The sequence below is a fragment of the Enterobacter cloacae complex sp. P18RS genome, from assembly GCF_014982105.1.
GTDB classification, from domain to species: Bacteria; Pseudomonadota; Gammaproteobacteria; order Enterobacterales; family Enterobacteriaceae; genus Enterobacter; species Enterobacter hormaechei_C.
The window spans coordinates 95241-120067 of sequence record NZ_JADCKV010000026.1; the positions used below are offsets into that span (position 1 = coordinate 95241).

The window sequence follows — 24827 nt, forward strand, 5'->3', positions numbered from 1 at the left end:
AACTCAACGACGAAAGTCACTTTGCTCATGACTGCACTCCTTTACGAAGCTGGGCGGCGATGTCTTCGAGTATTCCATCAGCGAGCGAGCGATCGAAATCCCCCTCTGGCGCATCAGCCATAAACTCTGTAGATGTGAGGATCATCCATGCGATGTCTGCCGCGTTCTTTGCCGTGTCATCGATAAACCCAGCCTCCCATGCGGCCAGCATCCTGTTAGCAACAAAGTGAGCGCCTTCCTTGTGGGCCTGCGCCCGCACTTCAGCCAGGAAAGCGTCGGTCGCCGTGGTTTCTGGCTCGTACCCATCAGCATTAACGTAGCGAGTAATTTCCTCTTCGTAGAATGTCTCTGGCTCAACGTGCGCAACGTGACATTCTTGAGTAATGAACTTCTTCAGCCCCGCATTCTCGGCAGCCAGCGCAGCAGCTTCATTACGAACCTTACGCAGTTCCAGAACAGCTACCTGCACTGCATAAGCGAACATAGCAGCAGGGCGGCCACTCACCTTTTCACTGTCTCGTTGCATGTTGACAGCAATAGTCATCAGTTCATCCAGCTGTTCGCCGGTCATTGGTTTATTGGCTGTCATGATTTTGCTCCTGCTGCAATTTGTGTTGCTTGACGAAGTGGGCCACAGCCTTTGACTGGCTGGTGACAATCCCATTAAGGATGACGTTCTTACCGCGATAGATTTGCGCTTTCCCGATCTCATTACCTTCAAGTCTGACGTAAAGAGTTTTACCTTTGATCTCAGTTTCAGGGACTGGTTGTGACAGGCGGTAAGTTTCACGCGCTTCGGCAATCGCTTTATGTTCGTCCATAATCGACAGCGCCTCGGCCAGAGCAGTGCCTTCAAGAGTAAAGACACCTTCATCACTGATCGTGGCCTGAGCCATCAGCTCAACGAAACGGCGTGCGTTCTTGACGCTCAGCTCCGGCGCGATAGAGCTACGGGTTACTTTCGATTTACCCTGGGCAGCCGCTACAGCTTTATCATGTTGGAGAACTTTCCCGGCCTGTTCGCCATACTCCATAACGCGATCAACCGCGACATCGACTGACACAGCACCGGATTTAACCTCCTGCTGAACGTCATGGTTCGCCGTACTGAGGAGCAGCAGCTTCTCGACGGTGGCCACAGACTTATTCACCAGCTTTGCAATCTCGCTGGTGGTCTGGTTGAAGGCGTTATGTAGCTCCTGAATAACAGCTGCCTGTTCCATATCGGATAGCGGGAGCTGGTTGTTACTGGTCATGATGCGCGCCAGGCGCTGAACATCGCTACCATTGAACGGCATGATATGGATACGGTCTACTGGCTTACCAGCTTCTGCACAGCGCGCATAGCAGCGACGCCGACGGTGGCCTTCAACAACCCACACTCCACCTTCATCGCGGGCGATAACTTCCAGTGGAGGAACAGAACCACCGTTCATCAGGTAGTTGAAGAGGTCATCATCTGCCTGGCGGGTACGTTCATCATCTTCGCGTTTGTTGAAACCTTCCCGCACATGGATTTGATCAAGGCTGATGAACATCCCGGTATCGGTGCGCTTGATGGTCCCGTCACGGGTCATTTGCTTGAATGAGTTAGCCATCAGAGAGCCACCTCGTTATTTTGGGAAATGACGATGGGTGACAGCTCACGCAATTCTCGCTGGGCTTCCAGTAAATGCATATTGGTTCTGGTCTTCGTGTGGCGTTCAATAATGCGGTCACACTCTTTGGCCCAGTTTGCGACATCTTCACGCAAAGTAGCGTTCTGAACAGCCAGTTCTTTACGCTGCGCCATCGCTTCACAAAGCGCGACGCTGGTATAGTCCAGGCGGTTAGCCAGTTCGGTCATAATGCCGCGATAAGCTGGCGGAAGGAGAGGGGCGGCCTTACGCGCTGCGTCGATCAGCTGCTCCCGGGTCATACTTGGTTGTAACTCGGTGACGTTCTGTGTGTTCGTCATGGATAGTTTCTCCGTGTTATACGCGCTCTGCACAGCGCTGAATTTTGGTTGCACGAATCCCTCGCCGATTGGCGACAAAAAATAAAGGGGGTTCGTTTTAGTAAGCACCCACCCAGGGCACTTAGTGAAACGGGCGGCTGCCACCGCCAGTTAGCTTCTCCACAATTGGAAGCGCGTTCTCCTGAGTTGATTTAACGACTACGGCCTCTCAAGTTGAACGCAGAACGCGCTTTCAGTTGTGTAAAAGGGGCGGTCGACATTAAGGACATTCAAAACTGCCGACCGCCAAGACTACACACAGCATCTGGTACAGCTACTACGGTTTACCACGGTCCTAACGTGATTCGTTTGTGGTGGCTGGTGCTGAACTCCAGCTCAGTGGCGCGGTGTTTCAATATCGTAACCGCCCGTTCCATCCGCGTTCGATCAATCCATATGCTCGCTTAGAACGTTTCGCCTGCTTATCTTTTCTCAACCGTTTGACGGTCAGCCCCGCCATTCACCACAACGTTGAGAGCACTAAATGATGCTTCTAAACAGCTATCGGTTGGGTATCACGTATCGCATTGCGATCTGGTGTACTTATTCACAGATAGTGCTCTCTACGTTGCATCCTCGTCTATTCCGAGGTGTCACACCTGATCGCCACGCTGGTGAAACGTCTCTGGCCGTCGTACTTGCCTGGCTTGCACATTCCGGCTACCCGCTGGATCTGGATACTTGAAGGAATCCCCGGACCGCTGCGGCACATGTGCCATATACCGTACTGCAACTGCTGCCTGTCTTTTCACCACATCAGGCTCGGTGGTTCTCGTGTACCCCTACAGCGAGAAATCGGTTAAAATCTTCTCACCCCTACAGAGAGTGATGGATTCCGCCGATGGACAACAAATGGTTGCAGGACTTACTGCGCTCGATCCTGCGTGACATAGACATTAGGCGTTTAATGCACATGCTAATCATCTTCGTCATTCTCACGGTTTTTCTGCCTGACTCTGTTAAGCAGTCTGTTGGCGCTCATAATCCGGAATTCCTTCCAGCATTCAGCCTGTACTACCTGATGATCCTCTGCGTCAGCTTTTTTATTTCTTCGCTGACCAGCTTCACTACCAAATCTGTATCAAACGCGCTTCAAATCCTGGCTTTACGCTTAAAAGTCAGCATGCTTTCAGTACCTGAAAAGCAGTGCCTTCTGTCTTTCATCAAAAACGGTGGTCACGTTGTCTATGCTAAAAATCACAATCCTGTAGTGGAACAGCTGGTCTACAAGGGTATTCTTAGAAAAACCTATTCCCTAAACTGCGGACCTGACATGGAAGGTTACGTTATTGATGATAAGTATCACTTCCACATTCTAAGGCATTTATCTTCTTACCTTTGACCAAGCCGTTTAATCCTCAAAGCCAGCTTTTTAAAAGCTATAGAAACTAATTTTTCAATTCGGGTTCTATTGCGACGTTTCATCCTGATTAGCTCATCGAACGTATCAGGTAGAACCTTGAAATCCGCAGGCAACTTTGTGAGGTCACACCCGCATTCCGGACACTTTGAATAAAGTGGCTCAATCTTAACGCCTCTCGGCAGTGCGACCATCTTCCTGTTTGCGCTTGAACTCATCATCACCCCATCATGTGCCATATGCCGTACTGCTAACTACCACACCGGCGCAGGTAACTGTCAGTACCCTTGGTGTGATTTAAATGTACCTTTAGTTACTTAAATGGTCAAGCGAGGAATGTACTTTTTGTTACCTGAAGGGGTGAAAAAAAATGCCAGTAGGATATCTGGCATTGGAAATGAATAACTTAGATGTTCTGGGTTATCTGAACTACCTTCCCAACGATCCGGCAGTTTCCGTCTATTGGGATAGGTTTAAATGCAGGATTTAGGGGCATTAAGTAAGCGTAAGGGCTATCCCAAACAAGCTTTTTTACCGTTGCCTCAGCTGAGCCATCAAGTATCGCCACCACAATTTTTCCGTAGAGGTCATCTAGTTGGCCATAATGAGGTTCAACAATAACGATCGATCCTTCTGGAATGGATGGCAGGCCGTGAGGGTTGGTCATTGACTCACCGCGAACTACCAGGCCGAATACTTCATCAGAAACGTTTGCAGTGGTTTGCGTCCATGAAATCACATCAGAAAGCCTTGAGCATGCATAAGTATCAGTCCACATACCAGCCTGAACAGCGGAGATAATAGGGACTGCCGTTGGGGGCTTAAGGAACGGAACAACTTTTGTATCGTCCTGCGTTTCCATACCCTGACCGTAAAGAATCCATTCTGGAGTTGTCTGCAACGCCATTGCCAGCTGGTGGAGGTTCTCACCATCAGGTTTGGTTGTACCGCTCTCCCACTTAGTTACGGAAACACGGCTGACGCCTAAGCGTTTAGCCAGGGTCTGCTGTGTTATGTCGAGCTGGACTCGTCGGGATCTTATTCGGTCTTTCATCTCTGTTTTCATGTAACCAATGTTACATTGATTCCTTGTAACTGTTGTTTGCTATTTGATGTACCTTTTGTTACCTTTAAGGCGTGAGTTAACCAGGAGGAACCATGCGTAAATCAGAAGTCATTGAGCACTTCGGCGGCGTATCAAAAACCGCAAGTGTTCTTGGGATTTCCCACCCGGCAGTTTGCCGATGGGGTGAGGTCATCCCTCAAAAGCAAGCGTTCGTCATCGAGCGAATTACGAAAGGCAAGCTTAAGTACGATGCGAGCCTTTATCAAAAGGCTACAGATTCAGCTGCTTGAAAGTAACTACAAAGGGAAAATCAATATGGTAGAGCCAAGCCTGAAAGAAGTAGTTAAAGCGATGTGTAAAGTGTATCCAGGAGGCCGTGAGGCTATGGCCGGTGCTCTTGGCATGTCAGTTACGCAGTTCAATAACAACCTGTATGAGAAGAATGGCTGCCGCTTCTTTGAAGTGAACGAGCTGGAGGCCATGGAAGACATCTCGAATACGTCCCTCCTGGCAGATTACTTTGCCCGTCGTCGTGGTGCGCTGCTGGTGGACGTTCCTCAACTTGAAGACCTTGATCGTGTCGACCTGTTTGATCGTGCTATGAGAACGTCGGCAGCGCGCGGACGTGTTGATACCGTGATCCAGAGAGCTCTCGAAGATGGGGTAATCGAACGTCATGAAGCTGAAGAAATCAACGAATATCACCGCCGTCATCTGGCAGCGCGTGAAGAAGAGATCCGCGCGATTGTCGCGCTGTTTAGCCGTAAGAAAAGCCAAAAGAAGTGACGCCCGCGAGTGTGCAGCTCCGGGCGTCGTGGCGTGTCGTATTCAGTGGAGAAACTAACGCATGAACAGTTTAAACCGATTGAGACCAGCGAAGCAATTCAGATGCCTTCCACTGGTGGGAAAAGATTCCCCGTTCGGCTATGTGGAGAGATTAAACAACCAGGCGGATCAGAACAACTACCAGCCTGTGAACGCGATGGTAGAGGCATTTGCACTGATGAACGAGAAGGGGCGTGAGGAATGGCTGAAGTTGACCGGCGATTCAGAGACCACAGAGGCATCACCGTCCACGTCATCAGGTGGGAGCCCGAGACTCGACGCGTTATATACCTTCGCGAAGGGTACGATCATGAGTGCTTCAGCCCTCTTGAGCAATTCCAGCGTAAATTTACAGAGTTAAAGGACGACCATGAGCACTAAATTAACCGGTTACGTTTGGGACGCTTGCGCTTCTTCAGGCATGAAGCTGTCCAGCGTTGCCATCATGGCGCGCCTGGCAGACTTCAGCAGTGATGAAGGGGTTAGCTGGCCTTCTATTGCTACCATCGCGCGCCAGATTGGTGCTGGTGAGAGCACGGTTCGCACAGCTATATCTCAGCTGGAAAAAGACGGTTGGTTAACCCGCCAGCAGCGTCGTAAAGGCAATCGCAATGCATCGAATGTTTACCAGCTCAATGTTTCGAAATTACAGGCAGCTGCCTTTTCTCACCTGTCAGAATCTGACGCGTCAAAATCTGATGCATCAAAATCCGACCCGTCAAAATTTGATGCGTCGAAAAACAGTAATAATGGCAGTTTTCACCCGTCAGAATCTGGTGGGGATCCGTCAGTAAAATCAACTACTGATCCATCAGATAAAAAACCTAATTGTCAGGTTGCGTCGCAACCCGACACTGCATGTGTCAATCAGGTTGATTTGATAACTGGTCAGGCAGTCTTAATCCTCAACCATCTCAATGACGTTACTGGTAAGACATTCCGCAAGGGGAAAAGCTCCCTGGATAATATTCGCGCCAGACTTCGTGAGAACTTCACACACGATGAGTTGCTGTTGGTTATTGATTACAAGCACGAGCAGTGGAAAGACACGAAATACTACGAACACATGCAGCCTACAACTTTGTTCAGGCCAACGAAGTTCGAAGGATATTTGCAGAACGCGTTGCGCTGGAATAGCAAAGGCCGACCTAAGCGCGAGGACTGGGACGCTGTCCGCAAACAAGATCCATTAAAATTCGGTCAGCCAGACAAAGTCATCCCGGCAGGTTTCAGAGGAGCGAACTCATGAGCCTTCTGAAAGATATTCAAATTTTCATCGCCGCTAATCCTGGCTTAACGAACAAAGAGATTGCGGCATCAATGCCACAGTACGACGTTCATGCTGTTCAGCGCGGTGTATGCCATCTGGTCAAACTGAATCGCGCAACCCGCCAGCATAACGGCAAGTGCTACCAGTATTTTGCCAAAGCACCGGGTGGGGAGGTTGGCGAGGGGCGTTCTGCACTGAAAATCAACCGGGCTGATAAACCAGCTGTACCAGAACAGGAAGAAGCTCTGAATCCGGCTGTGACCACAATGATGGATAAGGCTCAAGGCCTGTTTGAAAAAGGGCTCTACCAGCGTGCAGCCACGGTTCTGATGGATGCCTTCAATCGCTCTAAGAACGAAGAGCAGAGGATGAAGATACTGATTGAGCGTCAGCGTTGCCTGAGCATGGCGCCGAAAGTGAAAGCACCCTCTGATGCATGGTGTCTGGCTGGCCGAGCGAGGAATGTCTGATGAAATACTCACTGATTTACGCTGACCCAGCCTGGCTTTATGACAACAAAGCCAGTAACGGTGCAGCAGAAGATCACTACGACACGATGAAACTGATCGACATGAAGCGCCTCGCGGTTTGGGACCTGGCTGCCGAGGATGCTGTTCTGGCTATGTGGTTCACCGGTACCCACACCCGCGAAGCTATCGAACTGGCTGAAGCGTGGGGCTTTAAGGTCCGCACGATGAAGGGCTTTACCTGGGTGAAGTTCAATCTACTGGCAGAGAAGCATATCAACAAAGCACTTCAGGCAGGCCGTGTAGAGGATTTTTACGACTTCTTAGACCTGCTGAACGCACAGACCCGCATGAACGGCGGGAACTACACCCGAGCCAATACCGAAGACCTGTTGATCGCCACCAGGGGAAATGGACTGGAACGCAAGTGTGCCAGCATCAAGCAGGTTATCTACAGCCCACTCGGTGAGCACAGCCGGAAGCCGGCAGAGGTGCGTTTCCGTCTGGAGAAGCTTTACGGTGATGTTCCACGCATCGAACTATTCAGCCGTTGCGGTGCGCCTGGCTGGGACCACTGGGGAAATCAATCTGAATCACCAGCTGTTGAGCTTATACCGGCAGTTGCCGTTCCCATGAAAAAACTACAGGAGCGCGCCGCATGAAAAAGCTATCTACCGAGCATGAGAACGCTGTGCGTGATGTAGCCCGTCAATGCAACGATGCCATCAAAAAAGCCCTAAAGCAGAAGCCAAAGCCAAGCTGGAATGTCGTAGTGCCTCCCATCCTGAAGGAGTACCACGAGAAGGTTAAACCGATGGGCGTAAGCCTGGTGATGTTTAACAGCGTAATCGGACGCCTGAACGGGCGTTATGGAGTCGATTCATGATCGAATTAACGCCGCGTCAGAATGAAGTGTTCGAAGCTATCAAGGTTCATATCGAAAAGGCTGGCTTCCCACCTACGATGCTGGAGCTTGCCGGATTAATTGGCTGCGCATCACCGAACGCTGCTGTAGCGCACGTGAAGTCACTTAAGAAAAAGGGTTACATCACTGTTGCTCCTGGCGCAGCCAGGGGCATTACCGTCGTCAAAACGAAATGGGATGCAGAACCAGTGACGATCATCAAAGACCTGCTATCCGGTGGAGATAAGGCCAGAGATAACGCTGTTGAATGGCTGAAAAAACAGGGAGTGACGTTATGAAACTGGTGCTCCCGTTCCCACCGAGCGTAAACACATACTGGCGAGCCCCAAACAAGGGGCCGTTAAAAGGCCGCCATCTTATCAGCGAGAAGGGCAGGGCATACCAGAGCGCGGCATGTGCAGCGATCATTGAGCAACTGTGTTGCTTACCAAAACCATCATCATCACCAGCTGCGGTGGAGATCCTTCTCTTTCCGCCAGATGCCCGCCGCCGCGACATCGACAACTACAACAAGGCTCTGTTTGATGCGCTTACGCATGCTGGCATTTGGGAGGATGACAGCCAGGTGCAGAGAATGCTGGTGGAGTGGGGGCCGAAAGTGCATGGCGGAAGGGTAGAAATATCGATAACCAGGCATCAACCAACAATGGGAGGAATTGGGTGAGAGCCATACTGACGCCCGAAATTGCGCCGATGTCCGGGGTGGTTCTGTTCCGCCCTGGTACAGAACTGCTCTGGCTATTCCGTCAGGGAAGGGTAGTTATTGAGCCACCATCCGAAGCCATACAGCATCTACCATCTGGATTAATCCCTGAAGCCCACCAGCCCCTGACTGACGATGCCAACATGCAGGCTATTTTCGTTAACGAGAGGGTCATTCAGCGAGCCGGTGGATTAAGTAGCCTTGATGCCTGGCTGGAGAGAAAATTTCAATGTCAGTGGCCTCACACTGACTGGCATGCCACTGACTTTACGGTTATGCGCCACGCTCCGGGGAGCATTCGTCTTTGCTGGTCATGTGATAACCATTTACGTGAGCAAACCACTGAAAGACTGGCAGGAATTGCCATGCAGAACCTGGTAAAATGGCTGCTGGAAAGGGTAAATATTGATTTAGGTTTCAGCCCTGACCACACTCTTTCGCTTCCTGAGTTCTGCTGGTGGATGGTACGTAATGATCTGGCTGACCTTGTTCCTGAATCGGTGGCGAGTAAAGCACTCAGAATCAAGCCAGAACAGCACAGATCAGTGATGAGGGAAAGCGACATTGTCCCGTCATTACCGGCTACGCAAATCTTTCAGGAGAAGGCAAAAAAGATAGTGGCGGTGAAGGTCGATCCTGAAACGCCGGAATCTTTCATGCTGAGGCCAAAGCGCCGACGCTGGGAAAACGAGAAATACACCCGCTGGGTGAAGTCGCAGCAGTGCTGTTGCTGTAATAACCCGGCAGACGACCCCCACCACCTGATAGGCCACGGGCAGGGTGGAATGAGTACTAAGGCGCATGACCTGTTTGTGATACCGCTGTGCAGAGCGCATCACGACGAGTTACACGCTGATCCCGTGGCATTTGAAGCGAAATACGGCGACCAGTTAACGCTGCTGTTTCGGTTTTTAGATCGTGCGCTGGCAATCGGCGTACTGGCGTAAGTGGAGACGCAAATGATCAATCCTTCAGAAGTAGGTAAATCCGGCGAGTTGGTTCGCCTTCGCACTCTAGAAAGTATCTGGGTACAGGGAAAGCTCCGCATGTGGGGCCGCTGGTCTTATATCGGTGGTGGCTCGGGCGGAAACATGTTCAACCAGCTGCTGGCATCCGGGAAAATAACCAAATCCGCCATCAACGATGCGCTGCGCCGCATGAAGAAATCCGGCATCACTAAACCCGAGCTGGAAGCATACCTGCGTGAAATCCTCGACAGTAAAAACAAAACTGGCCTGGCGTTCTGCTCAGACGAGGAGGGGCTAATCATTGACGGCGTTATTGCAGCGGTATTGATGAACGAAGAATACCGTGGGCTGTATGGCGTGATTGTTGATCGTCATCGTCTGCGTAAAAGCAAACTCCAGATGGCTAAAGAGCTTAATTCAAAACACCCCGACTGGACCCTTATTACATGCCGTCGTCGCATTGATACATGGGTTAGTCTTGCAGAATCGATCCTTTACGCACCACTTTGTGATGCGTTCGGCACAAATGTCGACAGATTTAAGTTGCATAGTGAGCAAGAAAGTGCTTAAATTGTGGTAGGCTCGGGACAGTAAAGCGTACTGAGCAACAAATCAAAACATAAACCCGCCACTGCTGCGGGTTTTTTTTTAAGGGCTGCCTCCGGGTGGCCTTTTTTGTTTCCCCTCGTTCTGAGAGGACTCACGGCAAAAAGAGGGGGCTAAATGTCCGATCCTGTTTCTGGCGCTACGGTAGCTGCTGGTGGTCTCATGGGGGCCAGTATCTTTGGCCTGGCAACCGGTATTGATTACGGCGTGGTGTTTGGTGCATTTGCTGGCGCGGTGTTCTACGTCGCTACGGCGGTAAATATCAGCCGCCTGAAGCTGGTGGGCTATTTCATCACATCATTCATTTTTGGTGTTCTGGGTGCGCCTCTCCTCGGTTCTTACTTTTCGAAATGGACGGGTTATAGCGACAGGCCACTTGATGCGCTGGGCGCGGTAATCGTAGCCGCTATTGCGATTAAGCTGCTGACGTTCGTCAACAGTCAGGATTTGGGTAGCCTGTTTGGAATTCTCTCTCGTTTACGTGGAGGAGGGACCAGCAATGGTAACAAGTGATCCGAGTGCAATGGCGAATGCCATCATCTGCGGGGTGATCGTTCTTGCCCTCATGTTCTACCAGCGCGGGGGGGCGAGACATCGTCCTCTGATATCGCTGATGGCTTATTTTACGGTGCTGGTTTATGCCAGCGTCCCTTTCCGTTACCTGTTCGGCCTGTATCACGAATCACACTGGTTTGTGGTGCTGGTGAACGTCCTGATTTGCGCTGCTCTTCTCTGGGCACGGGGAAACATGGCGCGCCTAGTTGATGTACTGAGGCACTAATGAACCAAACACAATTTCAGAGGGCGGCTGGTATCAGCGCCGGCTTAGCTGCGCGCTGGTTTCCGCATATCGACGCCGCTATGAAGGAATACGGCATAACCGCACCGCTTGATCAGGCGATGTTTATTGCCCAGATGGGGCATGAAAGCACAAGATTTACCCGGCTGGTGGAGAACCTGAATTACGCGGCAGAAAACCTGGTACCTACGTTCGGCAGCCACCGCATCACGCAACAGCAGGCCGCCGCACTTGGCAGAACAGCAACGCAAACGGCAAACCAGAAAGCGATCGCCAATCTGGTATACGGCGGTAATTGGGGAAAAGAACACCTTGGCAATCAGGTTGCCGGTGATGGCTGGAAATATCGCGGTCGCGGGCTGAAACAGGTTACCGGCCTGAGCAACTACCGCAGTTGTGGCCAGGCGTTGAAACTGGACCTCGTTACCCACCCGGAGTTGCTTGAACAGGATGAATACGCCGCGCGCTCAGCTGCATGGTTCTTTGCCTCCCGCGGTTGCCTGCTTCATTCCGGCGACGTGGAGCGCGTGACGCTTCTTATCAATGGCGGCAGAAACGGGCTTGATAAACGCTGCGCGCTGTTTAACCTGGCGAAATCGGTACTCGTATGAAGAAGTGGTTAAGTCTCCTGATTCCTCGTTGGGAAACAGACACTGTAGTTTTACAGGTCAGGGGGAATGAGCTTCACATTGTCTGTAGCTACGAGGATATCGATCCCGGCGAAATGTTTGACGGCATGTGCGAGCTTAAGACCTTCACTTGGCTGAACTGGTCCTTTCCGTTTGGGGAACCTATCAACGTTCGCTAGTTTGAGCCAAAGGTAGCAGCATGAGCATTCTGGAAATAATCATTGGCGTTATAGGCGCTATATGTGTTGCCGCAGCTGGTGGCTTTGGTCTGGGCCATATCCGCGGCACCAGCAAAGCAGAGGCTAAAGCTGATCAGCAGCGCACCAAAGATAATGCAGCGGCAACGGTCGCAGCAGCCGAACGCCGGGTAGAAGCAACGAAAGAGGCCAGCAATGTACAGCAGACTGTTAACCATATGCCTGGCGACGATGTTGATCGCGAGCTGCGGGACAACTGGACCCGTAAGGGTTGAGGTAGTGGACACGGCTTGCGACTGGGTTAAACCCATCTACGGGACAACGCACGATTGGGATGTGCTGGACCGCCAGACCAAGAAAGACATCCTGGCTCATAACAAAGCGTGGCAGGCTAACTGCCAGAAACCAACTGAGAAAAAACTATGAGCGAAGCTAAACCGCAGGACGGCACTACCGTAAAGGGATATCGCACGCTGGGGCCGCAAGAAATTGAAGATATGAACGAGTTGAAGAAAGTCAGCCGTGAATTCTGTCAATTGCTGGAAAAGCAGAAGGTGTGGGTACAAGACGAACTCTCTGTGACTGGTAATCATTCTGCTGAGGCGCATGAAGCTGGTCGCTGCCTGTCTCTTGCACGCACCAAAATGCAGGAAGCCTGCATGTGGGCATGTCGTGCTGTGGCACGTCCTGATGCTGACTGTTAGCCATAAAACACACATAGAGCCTCGCAATAGCGCGGCTTTTTTATTACCAGAAGCAGGAGAAGAAGCATGTTAACAGTAAAAGTAATGTCGCCAGGTGGCGGTGAAGAGATTCATTGCGGATTGAGCGTAGGGTTCAATCCAGGCCACTGGCATCCGCTGGTGGCTTTTTTTATGCGCATCGCACGCGCAAATCAAAGAAAGTCTTTCAGCTGTGAGCCTGGGCAAACCGTTAACTTTCGGCGGATTTGCCGTGCGGCAGGCTCACGCCTAAAAGGAAATAAATCATGGGTCAGAAAATCATTACGTTGTCCGGCGCTGCGACGGATGTTCTTTATGCACTGTTTTTCCGTGGCGCGCTTCAGTCTGGTGACCTGCCAGCTAAATCTGGTGCTGCTGAGCTTCGGGAGCTGGGATTCGCTGAAACACGCCATACCGCGACGGAGTATCAAAAGGAAAATTATTTCACCTTCCTGACCGCTGAAGGGCAGGCGTTTGCTATAGAGCATCTGGTCAATACTCGTTTTGGTGTGAAGCAGTATTGCAGCGCAATCACTATTGGCGTTGAGCTGGACACATCAGGCGCACAACAGGCTGTTGATGAACTGGATGACAAAATCCGTAACAGCGACGCATTCAAAGTCCTGAAAGATGGCTGGACTTTCGAAAAGAACGGGGTGCTGATTATTAATAACGGCGAGGTGTTCGTTACCGATGCGAAGATCGACGATGACGTAGTGTCTAAGAGCTACAGCGTTAAATTAAACGTCGCCGACAAAGGTAAACCGCACGAAGCTGGTATGGTCCTTAGTGTTGAAGGCGACCAGAGCAAGGTTGAGTTTCTGGCCGATCGCTATACGGTGCATGAAGCCGCTCAATCAGCCAGCAATAATGAAAAGACGACATTCAATGTTGGTTTGTCTTTTGGTGGCTTCCCTGGAGCAATTAGTCATGATAAGGCTAATCCCGCTGATGGTAATAATGCCACCAAAACCAGCCTCAATGATGAGATGCGCGAAGCCATTATCTCCGCCGTACGCGAAAGCGATTTGTTCGCAGCCCTCCAGGCAAAGATTGATGCGCAAACAGCTTCAGTAGCTGGCCTGCAACAGGCGATGCACGATGCGGTGAACGATGCTCTTCGCAATGCGCTGAAGCCTGGCGGCATCCTCTGGAATACACGGTCGAGTGGACTCTGAGGGTGGGTGTATGCGTATCACTGTATTGGATGACGATCCGGGGCGGAAAATTAATCTCGCTCAGGAACGATATAAAGTATATATCGATGGCGTTGAAGTTAAGCACGTATTCACTGCTGATGATGAAAAAGGCGAGGTAATTGCCGCCGTGACCGATGAGCGCGGATACATTAAGGCGGAGTACGGCGAAGTGAAGCGACAGACGCTTTACGGGAAAGTCACCATTAAGAGTCAATAAACCCCGATGGAGAAATTATGCAGGTCACTATTGATGGTGTCCCGTTTGTGCCTGCCTGCGCTTCAGCGTCACGGATTGGCATTGCCATTACTACCCACAACCGGCCGCAGGTGCTTGCAAATTCACTTGAGCAACATCGTAAATATTTACCTCCCGGCGCAGTGGTATTCGTCATCGATGACGGGTCAAACCCTCCTGCAAAAGTGCCGGATTGGTGCAAGTTAATCCGGCACGATAAGTCACTTGGGATTGTCGCATCTAAAAATGCCAGCCTTGAATGCCTTATGGACTCAGGATGCGAACATTTATTTTTGTGGGATGACGATGCATATGCCATCGCCGACAACTGGCACCTGCCTTACATCAAATCACCTGAGCCTCACCTTGCTTACCAGTTCCTCGATCTGGCAGGAACGAATAAGCTGAAGGATATGGCGGTCCTGTGCCGGGATGATAAGCACATCGCTTACACCGGGCAGCGCGGCGTGATGCTGTATTACCACCGCAGCGCCATTGAGAAAGTAGGTGGATTCGATCCGATATACGGCCGTGGTATGTATGAACACAGTGACCTCGCGCTACGTATCCATAACGCTGGCCTGACGACGTGGGCTTACGGTGATGTGGTCGGTTCAGAAAAGCTGATCCACTCTCTCGATGAGCATGAAGCCGTAGAGCGTTCGGTACCGCGTCCCGACCGACAGGTGCTGGTGGAACGTAACGTGAAGATCCACAACGAACGGCGTGATGCCGGATTTACTGGTTACGTTGAATACCGTCAGCAGCGCGACGTGGTTATCACAACACTGCTCACCAGTCAGCCTGACCCGCAGCGCGGCACGAGAATGGTGGCCTCGCCTGACATGCTGAGCAAATGGGCGGCCTCGCTTCGCCAGTGTGGGCGTATAGCGCTGGTGGATGAATTACTGACAGCCCCGGCAGATGTTGAGCTGTATCTCGTACCTGACGTGAAGATGAATGTCTACTTTCGTCGCTGGCTGCACATCTGGCAGCACCTGCGAGATCACCCGGAATACCGGTTCGTCTGGTGTACTGATGGTACCGATGTCGAAATGATTCGCGCGCCGTGGGAAGAAATGGAACCCGGGAAGGTGTATGTCGGTTCTGAACCGAAGACCTACGCCGACTCCTGGGCGAAACAGAATCATCCTGAGCGTATCTATCAGGAATTCATTGAAGCGCACCGCGGCGATGTGATGCTTAACGCTGGTCTGCTGGGTGGCACTCGCGCTGATGTAATGGCGTTCGCTCACGGCATCATCCGTCTTTACTACCGGATCGAGAGTTATCGTTTCTGGAAGAAGGAACAGGCTGGCGCTGCGGTGGGGGATATGATCGCTTTTGGCATTGTCGCGCAGTCATTCGCTGACAGGCTGGTCACCGGCCCTCTGGTACATACCGTTTTCAAAACTGATGGTATCGGTAAGGAGGCCGCATGGTGGAAACACAAGTGAAGTTTGTTGTGGTTGGTCACCACTCACGACATAAGCAAGCGTTGCGTCTGGCTGAATCCCTTGGTGCTTTCCTGCTAATTGATAACAGTGACCGTGGGGCGAACTGGAATCATCACCGCGCGCTACAATGGGCTGCTGAGCAATCAGACAGAGTGATTATCATCGAAGAGGATGCATTACCCGTTGATGGTTTTCGTTATAAGGCTCAGGACTGGCTGGCGAGGTTCCCGTGTCACATGCTGAGTTTTTATCTCGGTACCGGGCGGCCGCCACAGTATCAGATGCAGATTGCTGAGCGGCTAATAGTGGCTGATAAGACTCGCGCTGATTACATCACGCTGCCGAGACTCATTCACGGCGTTTGCTACAGCGTCCCGCCTGAGCATGTGCAGCGCGTGCTATCCCGCTGGGATAACAGCAAGCCCGCCGATTACGCTGTTGGTGATGCATGGGGTGGCTCAGTGATCTATCCGTGTTACTCGCTGGTGGACCATGCTGACGGCGAGCCGGTTGAGCGTCACCCTGACTCAGCGCCACGCACAGAACGCCGCCGGGCGTGGAGGTTAGCCTGATGCCTGCGTTAATACCGAGAGCATGCCGTAAGCGTGGCTGTTCTGGCACAACCACAGACCGCTCAGGCTATTGTCCCAAGCACCTTAACGAAGGCTGGCAGCAGCATCAGCGAGGACAGAGCAGGCATCAGCGAGGTTATGGCAGCAAGTGGGACAGGCTGCGCCCAATCGTTCTCGACAGAGACAAACACCTTTGTCAGGAATGCCTGCGAAATGGAAGGTATACACCCGCTGAGACGGTGGACCACATCATCGCCAAAGCAAATGGGGGTACCGATGACCTGTCCAACCTCGAAAGCCTCTGCAAGCCCTGCCACAGAGCGAAGACAGCGGTCGAGAGACTCAAATGACATCATTTCTCATTTGAAATGAGAAAGGGGGAGGGTGGGTAAAAACCTCAGGGGAATCACCCCAAAGGACCGCCGCCTAACCTCTTTTCACATCGCCGCAGGTTAGAAAACTTTTTTATGGGGTCCCCCACTCGATGATTAATAGGAGTTTTCGATTATGTCTGGACCACCGAAAACCCCGACCCATCTACGTTTGGTGAGGGGTAACCCATCTAAACGCCCGATCAATGAGAACGAACCAAAACCCCCTTCAGGGGTACCCCCAACGCCGAAGCATTTCGACAAGCAGGGGAAATACTGGTTTAAACGGATGGCCGACGAGCTTGATGCTATCGGTGTGATGTCTCAGCTTGATGCCAGAGCCCTTGAGCTGCTGGTTGAGGCCTATACCGAATACCGGCATCACTGCGACACGCTTGAAGTTGAGGGCTACACCTACCGGACCGAAACGCAGAGCGGGGATGTGCTGATCAAGGCTCACCCCGCCGCCATCATGAAAGCTGATGCCTGGAAACGTCTGCGTGCCATGCTTGGTGAGTTCGGTATGACGCCAGCCAGCCGATCGAAAGTGAATGCAAAAGGTCCTGAAGCGGTTGACCCGCTGGCCGAGTTTATGAAAGCGAGGGATTAATGGCTAAGGTTGCAGAAGGCATCCGCTACGCCGAGAGGGTAGTGGCGGGGGAAATTATTGCCTGTGAGTATGTGCGCCTTGCCTGTCAGCGTTTTCTTGACGATCTGGCACATGGCGAAGAGCGCGGTATTTTCTTCAGTGAGCCGCGCGCGCAGCACATTCTGAATTTCTATAATTTTGTGCCTCACGTAAAAGGCGCGCTGGCAGGACAGCCTATTGAGCTGATGGACTGGCACGTTTTCATCCTGATTAATATTTTTGGTTTTGTTATCCCGCTGGTTAACGAAGAAACGGGAGAAACTGTCCTGCGTAACGACGGCAGCGGTCGTCCAGTAATGGTTCGGCGCTTTCGTACAGCAGATGTTGAGGTGGCCCGTAAAAATGCCAAATCGACTCTTTGCTCCGGCGTGGGGCTTTATATGGCTGGTGCCGACGGCGAGGGCGGGGCGGAGGTTTATTCCGCTGCAACCACCCGTGACCAGGCGCGAATTGTTTTTGAAGACGCGAAAAATATGGTCAAGAAGGCGAAAGCCACTCTTGGGCGGATCTTCGAATTCAACAAGCTCGCTATCTACCAGGAGCAAACGGCCTCCAAATTCGAGCCTTTATCATCAGATGCGAACAACCTCGACGGCCTGAACATTCATTGCGCCATCGTCGACGAGCTGCATGCTCACAAAACCCGTGACGTCTGGGACGTTCTGGAGACGGCAACCGGCGCGCGTCTGCAATCGCTGCTTTTCGGTATCACCACCGCCGGTTTCAACAAAGAAGGCATCTGCTACGAATTGCGTGATTACGCCATCAAGGTGCTGCGTGGGCTGGTAAAAGACGATACGTTTTTTGCCATCATCTACACCTTAGATGAAGGTGACGATCCCTTTGATGAAAAAGTCTGGCAGAAGGCGAATCCGGGGCTGGGTATCTGTAAGCGCTGGGATGACCTGCGCCGCCTGGCTAAAAAGGCGAAAGAGCAGGTTTCGGCCAGAATTAACTTTTTCACCAAGCACATGAATATCTGGGTTACCGCTGAGTCAGCCTGGATGGACATGATGAAATGGGAGAAATGCGAGTTTATCGCCCCGCAGCACGAACTTAAAACCTATCCCTCCTGGGTGGGCGTTGACCTGTCAAACAAAATTGATATCTGTGCGGCCGCTAAAGTCTGGCGCGCGCCAGATGGCCACGTTCATGCGGATTTCAAATTCTGGCTACCGGAAGGACGCCTTGAGAAATGTTCACGCCAGATGGCAGAGCTCTATCGTAAGTGGGCCGGGATGGACAAGCTGATCCTTACCGACGGGGATGTAATCGACCATGCTCAGATTAAGGAAGAGCTACAGCTGTGGGTAGCTGGCGAGAGCCTGAAAGAAATTGGCTTCGACCCGTGGAGTGCGACGCAGTTCAGCCTTGCACTGGCAGAAGAAGGGTTGCCGCTGGTGGAAGTGCCGCAGACGGTTCGCAATTTCTCTGAGGCGATGAAAGAGGTCGAAGCTCTGGTATACGGTGGCCGCTTCCATCACAGCGATCACCCGGTGATGAACTGGATGATGTCCAACGTAACCGTCAAACCTGACCGGAACGAGAACATTTTCCCGAATAAGTCCACACCAGAGGCCAAAATTGATGGCCCTGCGGCTTTGTTCACAGCAATGAGCCGCGTTCTGGTTAACGGTGGCAACGACCAGCAGGATCTCTCCGGATTCTTCAATAATCCCATCATGGTAGGTTTCTGATGAAAAAAAACAAACGGCCAGGCAGGGTTAAAAGTGCTCTGCTTAACTGGCTTGGTGTGCCTATCAGCCTGACTACCGGCACGTTCTGGGAGGAATGGTTTGGTACCAGCAGCAGCGGAAAGGTGGTAACGGCCGATAAAGCCATCCAGCTATCGGCTGTGTGGGCATGCGTAAGACTGTTAAGCGAGTCTATTTCAACCCTTCCGCTGAAAATATACGTTCGACAGCCTGACGGTTCGCGTAAAGCGGCAACCGATCATCCGGCCTATTCGATACTGTGCCGCCGACCCAATTCAGAAATGACACCATCACGCTTTATGTTGATGGTGGTCGCCAGTATTTGCCTGCGCGGGAACGCCTTCATTGAGAAGAAATTCATCGCAAACCGCCTGGTTTCGCTGGTGCCTTTGCTGCCGCAGAACATGGTGGTTAAACGTCTCGTGACCGGGGCGCTGGAATACAAATACACTGAAAACGGTAACGAGCGCGTCATTCCCGTCAAAAACATCATGCACATTCGCGGGTTCGGTCTTGACGGCGTTTGCGGCATGATGCCGATGAAAACAGGCCGGGATGTGATCGGTTCTGCAATGGCGGTTGAGGAGTCTGCTGCGAAGATATTTGAACAGGGGCTTCAGAGTTCAGGTTTTCTCTCCGCTGAGAATGCGCTGTCTGACGAACAACGTGAAAGACTTCGCAGCTACATGGCTGCATTTACCGGTTCAAAAAACGCCGGGAAAATCATGGTGCTTGAAGGCGGATTGAAGTACCAGGGCGTCACCATGAATCCCGAAGACGCCCAGATGCTGGAAAGCCGCTCTTTCAGTATTGAGGAAATCTGTCGCTGGTTTCGCGTTCCGCCTTTCATGGTCGGTCACACCACGAAGCAAAGCAGCTGGGCATCCAGTCTGGAGGGCATGAACCTCCAGTTCCTGACACATACCCTGCGACCCCTGTTGGTGAACATAGAACAGGAAATAGGACGGTGCCTGCTGGACAGCGATGATGAGGTGTTCGCGGAGTTCTCTGTAGAAGGACTGCTGCGCGCCGACAGCGCGGGCCGTGCTGCGTACTATACCAGCGCGCTCCAGAATGGGTGGATGTCCCGCAATGACGTGCGCCGTCTTGAGAATATGCCACCGATTGAAGGGGGTGACATTTACACCGTTCAGCTCAACCTGACGCAACTGAAAAATCTCGAAAGCAGCAATCCTGCTGTGCAGGCTCTGGCCCTGAGAGAACTGCATAACCATATATTCCCTGACATTTCCTTTGAACAATCTCCGCTGAAACAGGCCGCTTAGGAGCACTTTCCTGATGAGCAAAAAACAACTTCCGGCAGCACCGGCGGGTCGCCCCTGCGCGCGGGTCACCTGTGAAACTTTACCCTCCGCCCTGGATCGCTGGGATGGCGGGATCAAAGCTGCGGCCACCGACGACAACAGTATTTCTGTTTTTGATGTGATCGGACAGGACTACTGGGGTGAAGGCGTAACAGCCAAACGTATCGCCGGTGCGCTACGGGCGATGAATGGCGCCGACGTCACGGTCAATATCAACTCCCCTGGCGGTGACATGTTCGAAGGCCTGGCAATCTACAACCTTCTGCGTGAATACGAAGGCCGTGTGACGGTGAAGGTGCTCGGAATTGCCGCCAGTGCCGCCTCAGTCATTGCGATGGCCGGGGATGATATTCAGATCGGTCGTGGTGCATTTCTGATGATCCACAACTGCTGGGTCTACGCGATGGGTAACCGCCATGACTTTGCGGAACTGGCACAGTCTCTGGAGCCATTCGATAACGCTATGGCAGACATCTACGCGGCGCGTTCCGGCCTTGATATGGCAGCTGTTCAGAAACTGATGGATGCCGAGAGTTATATCGGTGGCAGTGACGCTGTGGCGAAGGGACTGGCAGACAGCCTTCTTTCTGCTGATGCGGTCAGTGATAGCGATGAATCACCCGCGGCCGCGCTTCGAAAACTTGATGCGCTGCTGGCTAAAACCAACACCCCGCGCTCTGAGCGCAGAAAACTCATTAAAGCCTTATCCGGTGGCATGCCTGGCGCTGTCACCACCAACGACGGTACGCCGGGCGCTGCCGAAGAGATCAAACCTGAAACCCTCAATTCACTTGAAAGCGCTCTTGCGGCGTTAGTCAAATAAGGACCCTTTATGTCTGAAGTAAACGAAATTCTGAAAAAAGTCACTGCCAGCATTGAAGATGCAACCAGCAAATTCAACGCGAAAGCAGAAGAGGCACTGACCGAAGCGAAAAAGAATGGTCAGCTCTCAGCTCAGACCAAAGATGTTGTAGATAAAATGGCGACAGAGCTCAATGCTCTTAAGGAAGCTGAAAAAACCCTTAAGGCCAGCCTTGGTGAGCTGGAACAGCATGTTGCCCAAATGCCATTGAACAACGCTGCTAAAGTTACCGAAACTGTTGGACAGGTGGTGATTAATAGCGAGGCGTTGAAGGCCTTTGCCGCGAGCGTTGAAGGCAATAAGCGCGTAAGCGTCCCAGTTCACGCGGCCTTGCTTTCTACAGATGTTGCAGATGGCGTGGTTGAACCACAGCGACTGCCTGGCATCGACACTGCACCAAAACAGCGTCTCTTCATTCGTGATCTGATTGCGCCTGGCCGCACATCTTCACCGGCTATTTTCTGGGTGCAGCAAACGGGCTTTACCAATGCAGCGAAAGTCGTTGCAGAGGGGACTGCCAAACCTTACAGCGATATTGAATTCGCAACTAAAATCACGCCGGTGACAACCATCGCGCACATGTTTAAGGCATCCAAGCAGATCCTTGACGATTTCGCTCAACTCCAGTCTACGGTTGACGCTGAGATGCGTTACGGCCTGAAATATGTTGAGGAACAGGAAATCTTGTTCGGCGACGGAACTGGTGTGCACTTGCACGGCATCGTTCCTCAGGCCTCAGCATTCGACCCGGCATTTTCTGTTGAGAGCCAGAACGGGATTGATGATCTGCGCCTGGCAATGCTCCAGGCTCAACTGGCTCGTTTCCCTGCATCTGGCCACGTCCTGCACTTCATCGACTGGGCGAAAATCGAGCTCACGAAAGACAGTCTGGGCCGCTATATCCTGGCTAACCCGGCATCCCTGACTGGCCCTACGCTTTGGGGGCTTCCGGTGGTAGCAACTGAGGCAGCAGCTTTCCAGGGCAAATTCCTGACAGGCGCATTCAATGCCGCAGCTCAACTGTTCGATCGTGAAGATGCCAACGTGGTTATCTCCACCGAAAACGCCGACGACTTCGAGAAAAACATGATCTCCATTCGCTGCGAAGAACGTCTGGCGCTGGCTGTGAAACGCCCAGAGGCGTTCGTGTACGGTTCATTCAGCACCGGCGCGGGTAGCTGATAACTATTGCGGCCTTCGGGCCGCTTTTTTCGGGGCAAACAAATGCTTGATAAGAATGTGGTGAAACAGCATTGCCGCATTGATACCGACTTTACGGGTGATGATGCTCTGCTGGAGATTTACGCAGGTGCGGCGGCCCGGTACGTCCAGACATGGACACGCCGAACGCTCTATGAAAAGGAAAGCAGCCCTGGTTACGCTGACGATCCGGACCCGATACTGCTCAATGATGATGTTAAGGCAGCCATGCTACTGCTTATTGGTCACTGGTATGCAAACCGGGAAGCAGTGAACATCGGAAACATTACGACAGAAATTCCTTTCGCCGTAGAAGCACTTTTGCAGCCCTATCGGATTTATGGATTGTAGGGGGTGTTATGCAGGCCGGAAGACTGAGAGACAGGATCACAATACAGAATATTACTACGGAAAGGGATGATTCCGGTCAGCCAGTTGAATCCTGGCATGACGGCGCAGAAACCTGGGCAGAAGTAAAGGGCATCAGCGGGCGTGAACTGGTAGCCGCTGGCGCTGAAACCGCAGTCGCTACTATCAGGGTATGGACACGATTTCGTAGCGATATAACTGCTGCGTCCAGACTCAGGGTTATGACTGGCCCGCTCAAGGGGGCCATTTTAAATATCATTGGTCCGCCGATACCTGATTCTCGCGGTATTCAGCTCGAAATTCTTTGTAAGCAGGGGATCGAAAAATGATAGACACGAGCCTCGATTTTTCTGGGTTAAATGATATCGCAAAGGACCTGGAGGCGCTTAGCCGCGCTGAAAACAACAAGGTCCTGCGTGATGCTACGCGCGCCGGTGCCGAAGTGCTTAAGGAAGAAGTAATCGCACGCGCACCAGTGCGCACCGGGAAACTGAAAAAAAACGTGGTGGTGGTGACCCAAAAAAGCCGCCGCCGCGGGGAGATTTCTTCCGGCGTCCATATTCGTGGCGTTAACCCGCGCACCGGCAACAGCGATAACACGATGAAGGCGAATAACCCGAGAAACGCCTTTTACTGGCGATTCGTTGAGCTGGGCACCGCGAACATGCCTGCACATCCGTTTGTACGACCCGCTTACGATACACGCGAGGAAGAGGCCGCCAGCGTCGCCATTGCCAGGATGAATCAGGCTATTGATGAGGTATTGAGCAAGTGAATGAAGATAATATCTACGCCTTGCTTTCTTCCCTGGCAGAGGGACGGGTATATCCCTATGTCGCGCCATTAGGTAGTGACGGGAAACCGTCTGTCTCTCCACCCTGGATTATCTTTTCCATCGTCGATGATGTTTCCGCTGACGTGCTGTGTGGCCAGGCAGAGAGCAGGGTTTCCGTTCAGGTCGATGTGTATTCCACTTCGATCGCTGAATCACGATCCCTGAGAGATTTGGCGCTCGCTTCGCTTGAGCCGTTAAACCCTACAGAGGTGGTAAAAATCCCCGGGTACGAGCCGGATTATCGGCTCTACCGTGCCACCCTGGATTTTAAAGTTACCCCCTGACAATTAATTCACCCAACGAACCCGCCTGATGGCGGGTTTTCTTTTTCCAGGAGACAGCTATGTCTGCACTTTATGAAAAATCGCAGCTGACGAAGATCCTTATTTCCTCCCTGCCAGCCACCAAAGAAACGATGGATTCCGCAACCTTCCTCGATCTGAGTTGCACCATCAAAGAAATTCAGTTCACCGGTGGTCAGAAGCAGGATATCGACGTAACAACACTTTGCTCTACCGAGCAGGAGAACATCAACGGCCTGCCTTCTCCGTCAGAAATCTCTCTGTCCGGCAACTTCTACAAGAATCCGGCGCAGGATGCCTTGCGTGATGCGTATGACAACGATACGACTTACGCTTTCCAGGTCATTTTCCCGTCCGGCAAAGGCTTTAAGTTCCTGGCTGAAATCCGCCAGCACACCTGGTCTTCCGGTACCAACGGCGTAGTGGCGGCAACGTTCTCCCTGCGCCTGAAAGGTAAGCCTGAAAACATCGAGTCTGGCTCCTGAGAGGTCGCATGAAGAATATTAAAAATCTCGCCTTGGCTAAGATGTCGGGTTTTCGTCATAAGACGGTCGCCGTTCCTGAGTGGGAGGGCGTCAAAGTGGTTCTCCGTGAGCCGTCAGGTGAAGCCTGGCTGCGCTGGCAGGAAGTGGTGAAAGCGGGTACTGATGATGAAAATGTGTCGGTATCGGAAAAGGCACACCGTAATCTTTGCGCTGACGTGGTGCTCTTCATTGACGTCCTGTGCGACACCGATAAGCAACCGGTATTCAGCGTAGACGAAGAAGAGCAGGTGCGTGAAATCTACGGCCCCGTCCATTCACGCCTGCTCAAACAGGCGCTTGACCTGATCAACAACGCGGACGAAGCGCGGGAAAAGTCTCAACCCCCGGCGTAAAGTTTCTGATGTCGCTTGCGCTCCGGATGGGGCGCACGCTCTCAGAGCTTCGGCAGAATATGACGGCAAGCGAGCTTCTGATGTGGATTGAGTACGACAGGCAAAGTCCGGTTGGCGATATTCGCGGTGACATTCAGGCCGCCCAGCTCGTCTCTGCCATCTACGGCTCGCAGGGGGCAAAAGTACCGCTGGACGATGCGATCCTGCGCTGGGGTGGTGATGAGCAATCAGAACCGAATGACCCGTTTGCAGAACTTGAGGCTGCACTTACAGCTGCAACTCAGTGACAAATCTAGTACTTGGGTTTAGCATTAGCATGAATAATG

At 52.1% G+C, this 24827-nt stretch carries 38 protein-coding genes and 1 pseudogene; 35 read left to right on the forward strand and 4 right to left on the reverse strand.

The window, feature by feature from the left end; all coding sequences use genetic code 11:
- Positions 1–25: 25 nt before the first annotated feature.
- The 3 genes from INF61_RS19475 to INF61_RS19485 are packed head-to-tail and all read right to left on the reverse strand — an operon-like array spanning position 26 to position 1957.
- A complete protein-coding gene (locus INF61_RS19475) occupies positions 26–589 on the reverse strand; it encodes an ead/Ea22-like family protein (protein WP_370553156.1) in 564 nt (187 codons plus the stop codon).
- Positions 576–1598 (reverse strand): chromosome partitioning protein ParB, encoded by a 1023-nt coding sequence (locus INF61_RS19480; RefSeq protein WP_193548016.1) that lies wholly within the window; start codon positions 1596–1598, stop codon positions 576–578. Before INF61_RS19480 ends, INF61_RS19475 begins: the two co-directional genes overlap by 14 nt.
- A complete protein-coding gene (locus INF61_RS19485) occupies positions 1598–1957 on the reverse strand; it encodes a hypothetical protein (RefSeq protein ID WP_227413515.1) in 360 nt (119 codons plus the stop codon). Before INF61_RS19485 ends, INF61_RS19480 begins: the two co-directional genes overlap by 1 nt.
- 880 nt (positions 1958–2837) lie before the next feature.
- On the opposite strand from INF61_RS19485, the gene INF61_RS19490 reads away from it, so the two are divergent.
- Positions 2838–3338, forward strand: coding sequence for a super-infection exclusion protein B (locus INF61_RS19490; protein WP_193548018.1), 501 nt, complete (start codon positions 2838–2840; stop codon positions 3336–3338).
- A 424-nt stretch (positions 3339–3762) separates the two neighbouring features.
- Here the strand turns inward: INF61_RS19490 and INF61_RS19495 are convergent, their stop codons facing one another.
- Positions 3763–4422: a S24 family peptidase gene (locus INF61_RS19495; RefSeq protein ID WP_193548019.1), complete on the reverse strand. Its 660-nt coding sequence runs from the start codon at positions 4420–4422 to the stop codon at positions 3763–3765.
- 92 nt (positions 4423–4514) lie between these two features.
- Between INF61_RS19495 and INF61_RS19500 the strand changes: the two genes are divergently transcribed.
- From INF61_RS19500 to INF61_RS19665, 34 genes and pseudogenes are all read left to right on the forward strand, one after another.
- A complete protein-coding gene (locus INF61_RS19500) occupies positions 4515–4712 on the forward strand; it encodes a Cro/CI family transcriptional regulator (RefSeq protein WP_016530206.1) in 198 nt (65 codons plus the stop codon).
- Positions 4713–4737: 25 nt separating this feature from the next.
- The gene (locus INF61_RS19505; protein ID WP_045326188.1) at positions 4738–5208 is read left to right on the forward strand and encodes a YmfL family putative regulatory protein; all 471 of its coding nucleotides are present in this window, start codon (positions 4738–4740) and stop codon (positions 5206–5208) included.
- Between the two features lie 240 nt (positions 5209–5448).
- Positions 5449–5628: a DUF4222 domain-containing protein gene (locus tag INF61_RS19510; protein ID WP_063945205.1), complete on the forward strand. Its 180-nt coding sequence runs from the start codon at positions 5449–5451 to the stop codon at positions 5626–5628.
- The gene (locus tag INF61_RS19515; protein WP_045338880.1) at positions 5618–6496 is read left to right on the forward strand and encodes a conserved phage C-terminal domain-containing protein; all 879 of its coding nucleotides are present in this window, start codon (positions 5618–5620) and stop codon (positions 6494–6496) included. Before INF61_RS19510 ends, INF61_RS19515 begins: the two co-directional genes overlap by 11 nt.
- Positions 6493–6987, forward strand: a complete 495-nt coding sequence (locus INF61_RS19520) for a hypothetical protein (RefSeq protein ID WP_059443610.1) — start codon at positions 6493–6495, stop codon at positions 6985–6987. The genes INF61_RS19515 and INF61_RS19520 overlap by 4 nt, the downstream gene beginning before the upstream one ends.
- The gene (locus tag INF61_RS19525; protein ID WP_193548020.1) at positions 6987–7646 is read left to right on the forward strand and encodes an MT-A70 family methyltransferase; all 660 of its coding nucleotides are present in this window, start codon (positions 6987–6989) and stop codon (positions 7644–7646) included. Before INF61_RS19520 ends, INF61_RS19525 begins: the two co-directional genes overlap by 1 nt.
- Positions 7643–7870 carry a hypothetical protein gene (locus INF61_RS19530; RefSeq protein ID WP_044703894.1) on the forward strand — a complete coding sequence of 76 codons (228 nt, stop codon included), beginning with the start codon at positions 7643–7645 and terminating at the stop codon, positions 7868–7870. Before INF61_RS19525 ends, INF61_RS19530 begins: the two co-directional genes overlap by 4 nt.
- Positions 7867–8187, forward strand: coding sequence for a LexA family transcriptional regulator (locus tag INF61_RS19535; RefSeq protein WP_193548021.1), 321 nt, complete (start codon positions 7867–7869; stop codon positions 8185–8187). Before INF61_RS19530 ends, INF61_RS19535 begins: the two co-directional genes overlap by 4 nt.
- Positions 8184–8573, forward strand: a complete 390-nt coding sequence (locus tag INF61_RS19540) for a RusA family crossover junction endodeoxyribonuclease (protein WP_193548022.1) — start codon at positions 8184–8186, stop codon at positions 8571–8573. The genes INF61_RS19535 and INF61_RS19540 overlap by 4 nt, the downstream gene beginning before the upstream one ends.
- A complete protein-coding gene (locus INF61_RS19545) occupies positions 8570–9559 on the forward strand; it encodes a DUF968 domain-containing protein (protein ID WP_193548023.1) in 990 nt (329 codons plus the stop codon). The genes INF61_RS19540 and INF61_RS19545 overlap by 4 nt, the downstream gene beginning before the upstream one ends.
- A 12-nt stretch (positions 9560–9571) precedes the next feature.
- Entirely contained in the window at positions 9572–10150 is a 579-nt protein-coding gene (locus INF61_RS19550; RefSeq protein ID WP_193548024.1) for a DUF1133 family protein, read from the forward strand.
- Positions 10151–10303: 153 nt separating this feature from the next.
- Positions 10304–10699 (forward strand): phage holin family protein, encoded by a 396-nt coding sequence (locus INF61_RS19555; RefSeq protein WP_126542749.1) that lies wholly within the window; start codon positions 10304–10306, stop codon positions 10697–10699.
- Entirely contained in the window at positions 10686–10967 is a 282-nt protein-coding gene (locus tag INF61_RS19560; protein ID WP_058645254.1) for a phage holin family protein, read from the forward strand. The genes INF61_RS19555 and INF61_RS19560 overlap by 14 nt, the downstream gene beginning before the upstream one ends.
- On the forward strand, positions 10967–11596 hold the full coding sequence (locus INF61_RS19565) for a glycoside hydrolase family 19 protein (protein ID WP_126542748.1): 630 nt from the start codon (positions 10967–10969) through the stop codon (positions 11594–11596). The genes INF61_RS19560 and INF61_RS19565 overlap by 1 nt, the downstream gene beginning before the upstream one ends.
- A 217-nt stretch (positions 11597–11813) precedes the next feature.
- Entirely contained in the window at positions 11814–12086 is a 273-nt protein-coding gene (locus INF61_RS19570; RefSeq protein WP_126542746.1) for a hypothetical protein, read from the forward strand.
- Entirely contained in the window at positions 12043–12237 is a 195-nt protein-coding gene (locus INF61_RS22940; protein WP_227413516.1) for a hypothetical protein, read from the forward strand. Before INF61_RS19570 ends, INF61_RS22940 begins: the two co-directional genes overlap by 44 nt.
- Positions 12234–12515, forward strand: a complete 282-nt coding sequence (locus INF61_RS19575; protein WP_096151856.1) for a hypothetical protein — start codon at positions 12234–12236, stop codon at positions 12513–12515. The genes INF61_RS22940 and INF61_RS19575 overlap by 4 nt, the downstream gene beginning before the upstream one ends.
- 284 nt (positions 12516–12799) lie before the next feature.
- Complete coding sequence (locus tag INF61_RS19585) at positions 12800–13711, forward strand: DUF1983 domain-containing protein (protein WP_227413517.1); 912 nt, start codon at positions 12800–12802, stop codon at positions 13709–13711.
- A gap of 10 nt (positions 13712–13721) precedes the next feature.
- Positions 13722–13949 carry a hypothetical protein gene (locus INF61_RS19590; RefSeq protein ID WP_193548025.1) on the forward strand — a complete coding sequence of 76 codons (228 nt, stop codon included), beginning with the start codon at positions 13722–13724 and terminating at the stop codon, positions 13947–13949.
- A gap of 17 nt (positions 13950–13966) precedes the next feature.
- On the forward strand, positions 13967–15424 hold the full coding sequence (locus tag INF61_RS19595) for a glycosyltransferase family 2 protein (RefSeq protein ID WP_193548026.1): 1458 nt from the start codon (positions 13967–13969) through the stop codon (positions 15422–15424).
- On the forward strand, positions 15406–15996 hold the full coding sequence (locus INF61_RS19600; RefSeq protein WP_193548027.1) for a hypothetical protein: 591 nt from the start codon (positions 15406–15408) through the stop codon (positions 15994–15996). The genes INF61_RS19595 and INF61_RS19600 overlap by 19 nt, the downstream gene beginning before the upstream one ends.
- Entirely contained in the window at positions 15996–16346 is a 351-nt protein-coding gene (locus INF61_RS19605; protein ID WP_072205168.1) for an HNH endonuclease, read from the forward strand. The genes INF61_RS19600 and INF61_RS19605 overlap by 1 nt, the downstream gene beginning before the upstream one ends.
- A gap of 157 nt (positions 16347–16503) precedes the next feature.
- Positions 16504–16977 (forward strand): phage terminase small subunit P27 family, encoded by a 474-nt coding sequence (locus INF61_RS19610; RefSeq protein WP_022650844.1) that lies wholly within the window; start codon positions 16504–16506, stop codon positions 16975–16977.
- Positions 16977–18713 carry a terminase large subunit gene (locus tag INF61_RS19615; protein ID WP_016063095.1) on the forward strand — a complete coding sequence of 579 codons (1737 nt, stop codon included), beginning with the start codon at positions 16977–16979 and terminating at the stop codon, positions 18711–18713. The genes INF61_RS19610 and INF61_RS19615 overlap by 1 nt, the downstream gene beginning before the upstream one ends.
- Positions 18713–20017 (forward strand): phage portal protein, encoded by a 1305-nt coding sequence (locus tag INF61_RS19620; protein WP_022650845.1) that lies wholly within the window; start codon positions 18713–18715, stop codon positions 20015–20017. Before INF61_RS19615 ends, INF61_RS19620 begins: the two co-directional genes overlap by 1 nt.
- 13 nt (positions 20018–20030) lie before the next feature.
- Positions 20031–20879 carry a head maturation protease, ClpP-related gene (locus INF61_RS19625; RefSeq protein WP_045342764.1) on the forward strand — a complete coding sequence of 283 codons (849 nt, stop codon included), beginning with the start codon at positions 20031–20033 and terminating at the stop codon, positions 20877–20879.
- 9 nt (positions 20880–20888) lie between these two features.
- Entirely contained in the window at positions 20889–22100 is a 1212-nt protein-coding gene (locus tag INF61_RS19630; protein WP_023296252.1) for a phage major capsid protein, read from the forward strand.
- Positions 22101–22142: 42 nt separating this feature from the next.
- Complete coding sequence (locus INF61_RS19635; protein WP_193548028.1) at positions 22143–22469, forward strand: head-tail connector protein; 327 nt, start codon at positions 22143–22145, stop codon at positions 22467–22469.
- Between the two features lie 8 nt (positions 22470–22477).
- A complete protein-coding gene (locus tag INF61_RS19640) occupies positions 22478–22816 on the forward strand; it encodes a phage head closure protein (protein WP_032665372.1) in 339 nt (112 codons plus the stop codon).
- Positions 22813–23262 (forward strand): HK97-gp10 family putative phage morphogenesis protein, encoded by a 450-nt coding sequence (locus INF61_RS19645; protein WP_044703926.1) that lies wholly within the window; start codon positions 22813–22815, stop codon positions 23260–23262. Before INF61_RS19640 ends, INF61_RS19645 begins: the two co-directional genes overlap by 4 nt.
- Complete coding sequence (locus tag INF61_RS19650) at positions 23259–23606, forward strand: DUF3168 domain-containing protein (RefSeq protein WP_045349448.1); 348 nt, start codon at positions 23259–23261, stop codon at positions 23604–23606. Before INF61_RS19645 ends, INF61_RS19650 begins: the two co-directional genes overlap by 4 nt.
- 59 nt (positions 23607–23665) lie before the next feature.
- A pseudogene (locus INF61_RS19655) lies at positions 23666–24085 on the forward strand (phage tail tube protein); the annotation flags it as partial.
- Positions 24086–24117: 32 nt separating this feature from the next.
- Positions 24118–24501, forward strand: coding sequence for a phage tail assembly chaperone (locus INF61_RS19660; RefSeq protein ID WP_023330763.1), 384 nt, complete (start codon positions 24118–24120; stop codon positions 24499–24501).
- A gap of 8 nt (positions 24502–24509) precedes the next feature.
- The gene (locus tag INF61_RS19665) at positions 24510–24788 is read left to right on the forward strand and encodes a DUF4035 domain-containing protein (protein ID WP_193548029.1); all 279 of its coding nucleotides are present in this window, start codon (positions 24510–24512) and stop codon (positions 24786–24788) included.
- Positions 24789–24827: the final 39 nt, after the last annotated feature.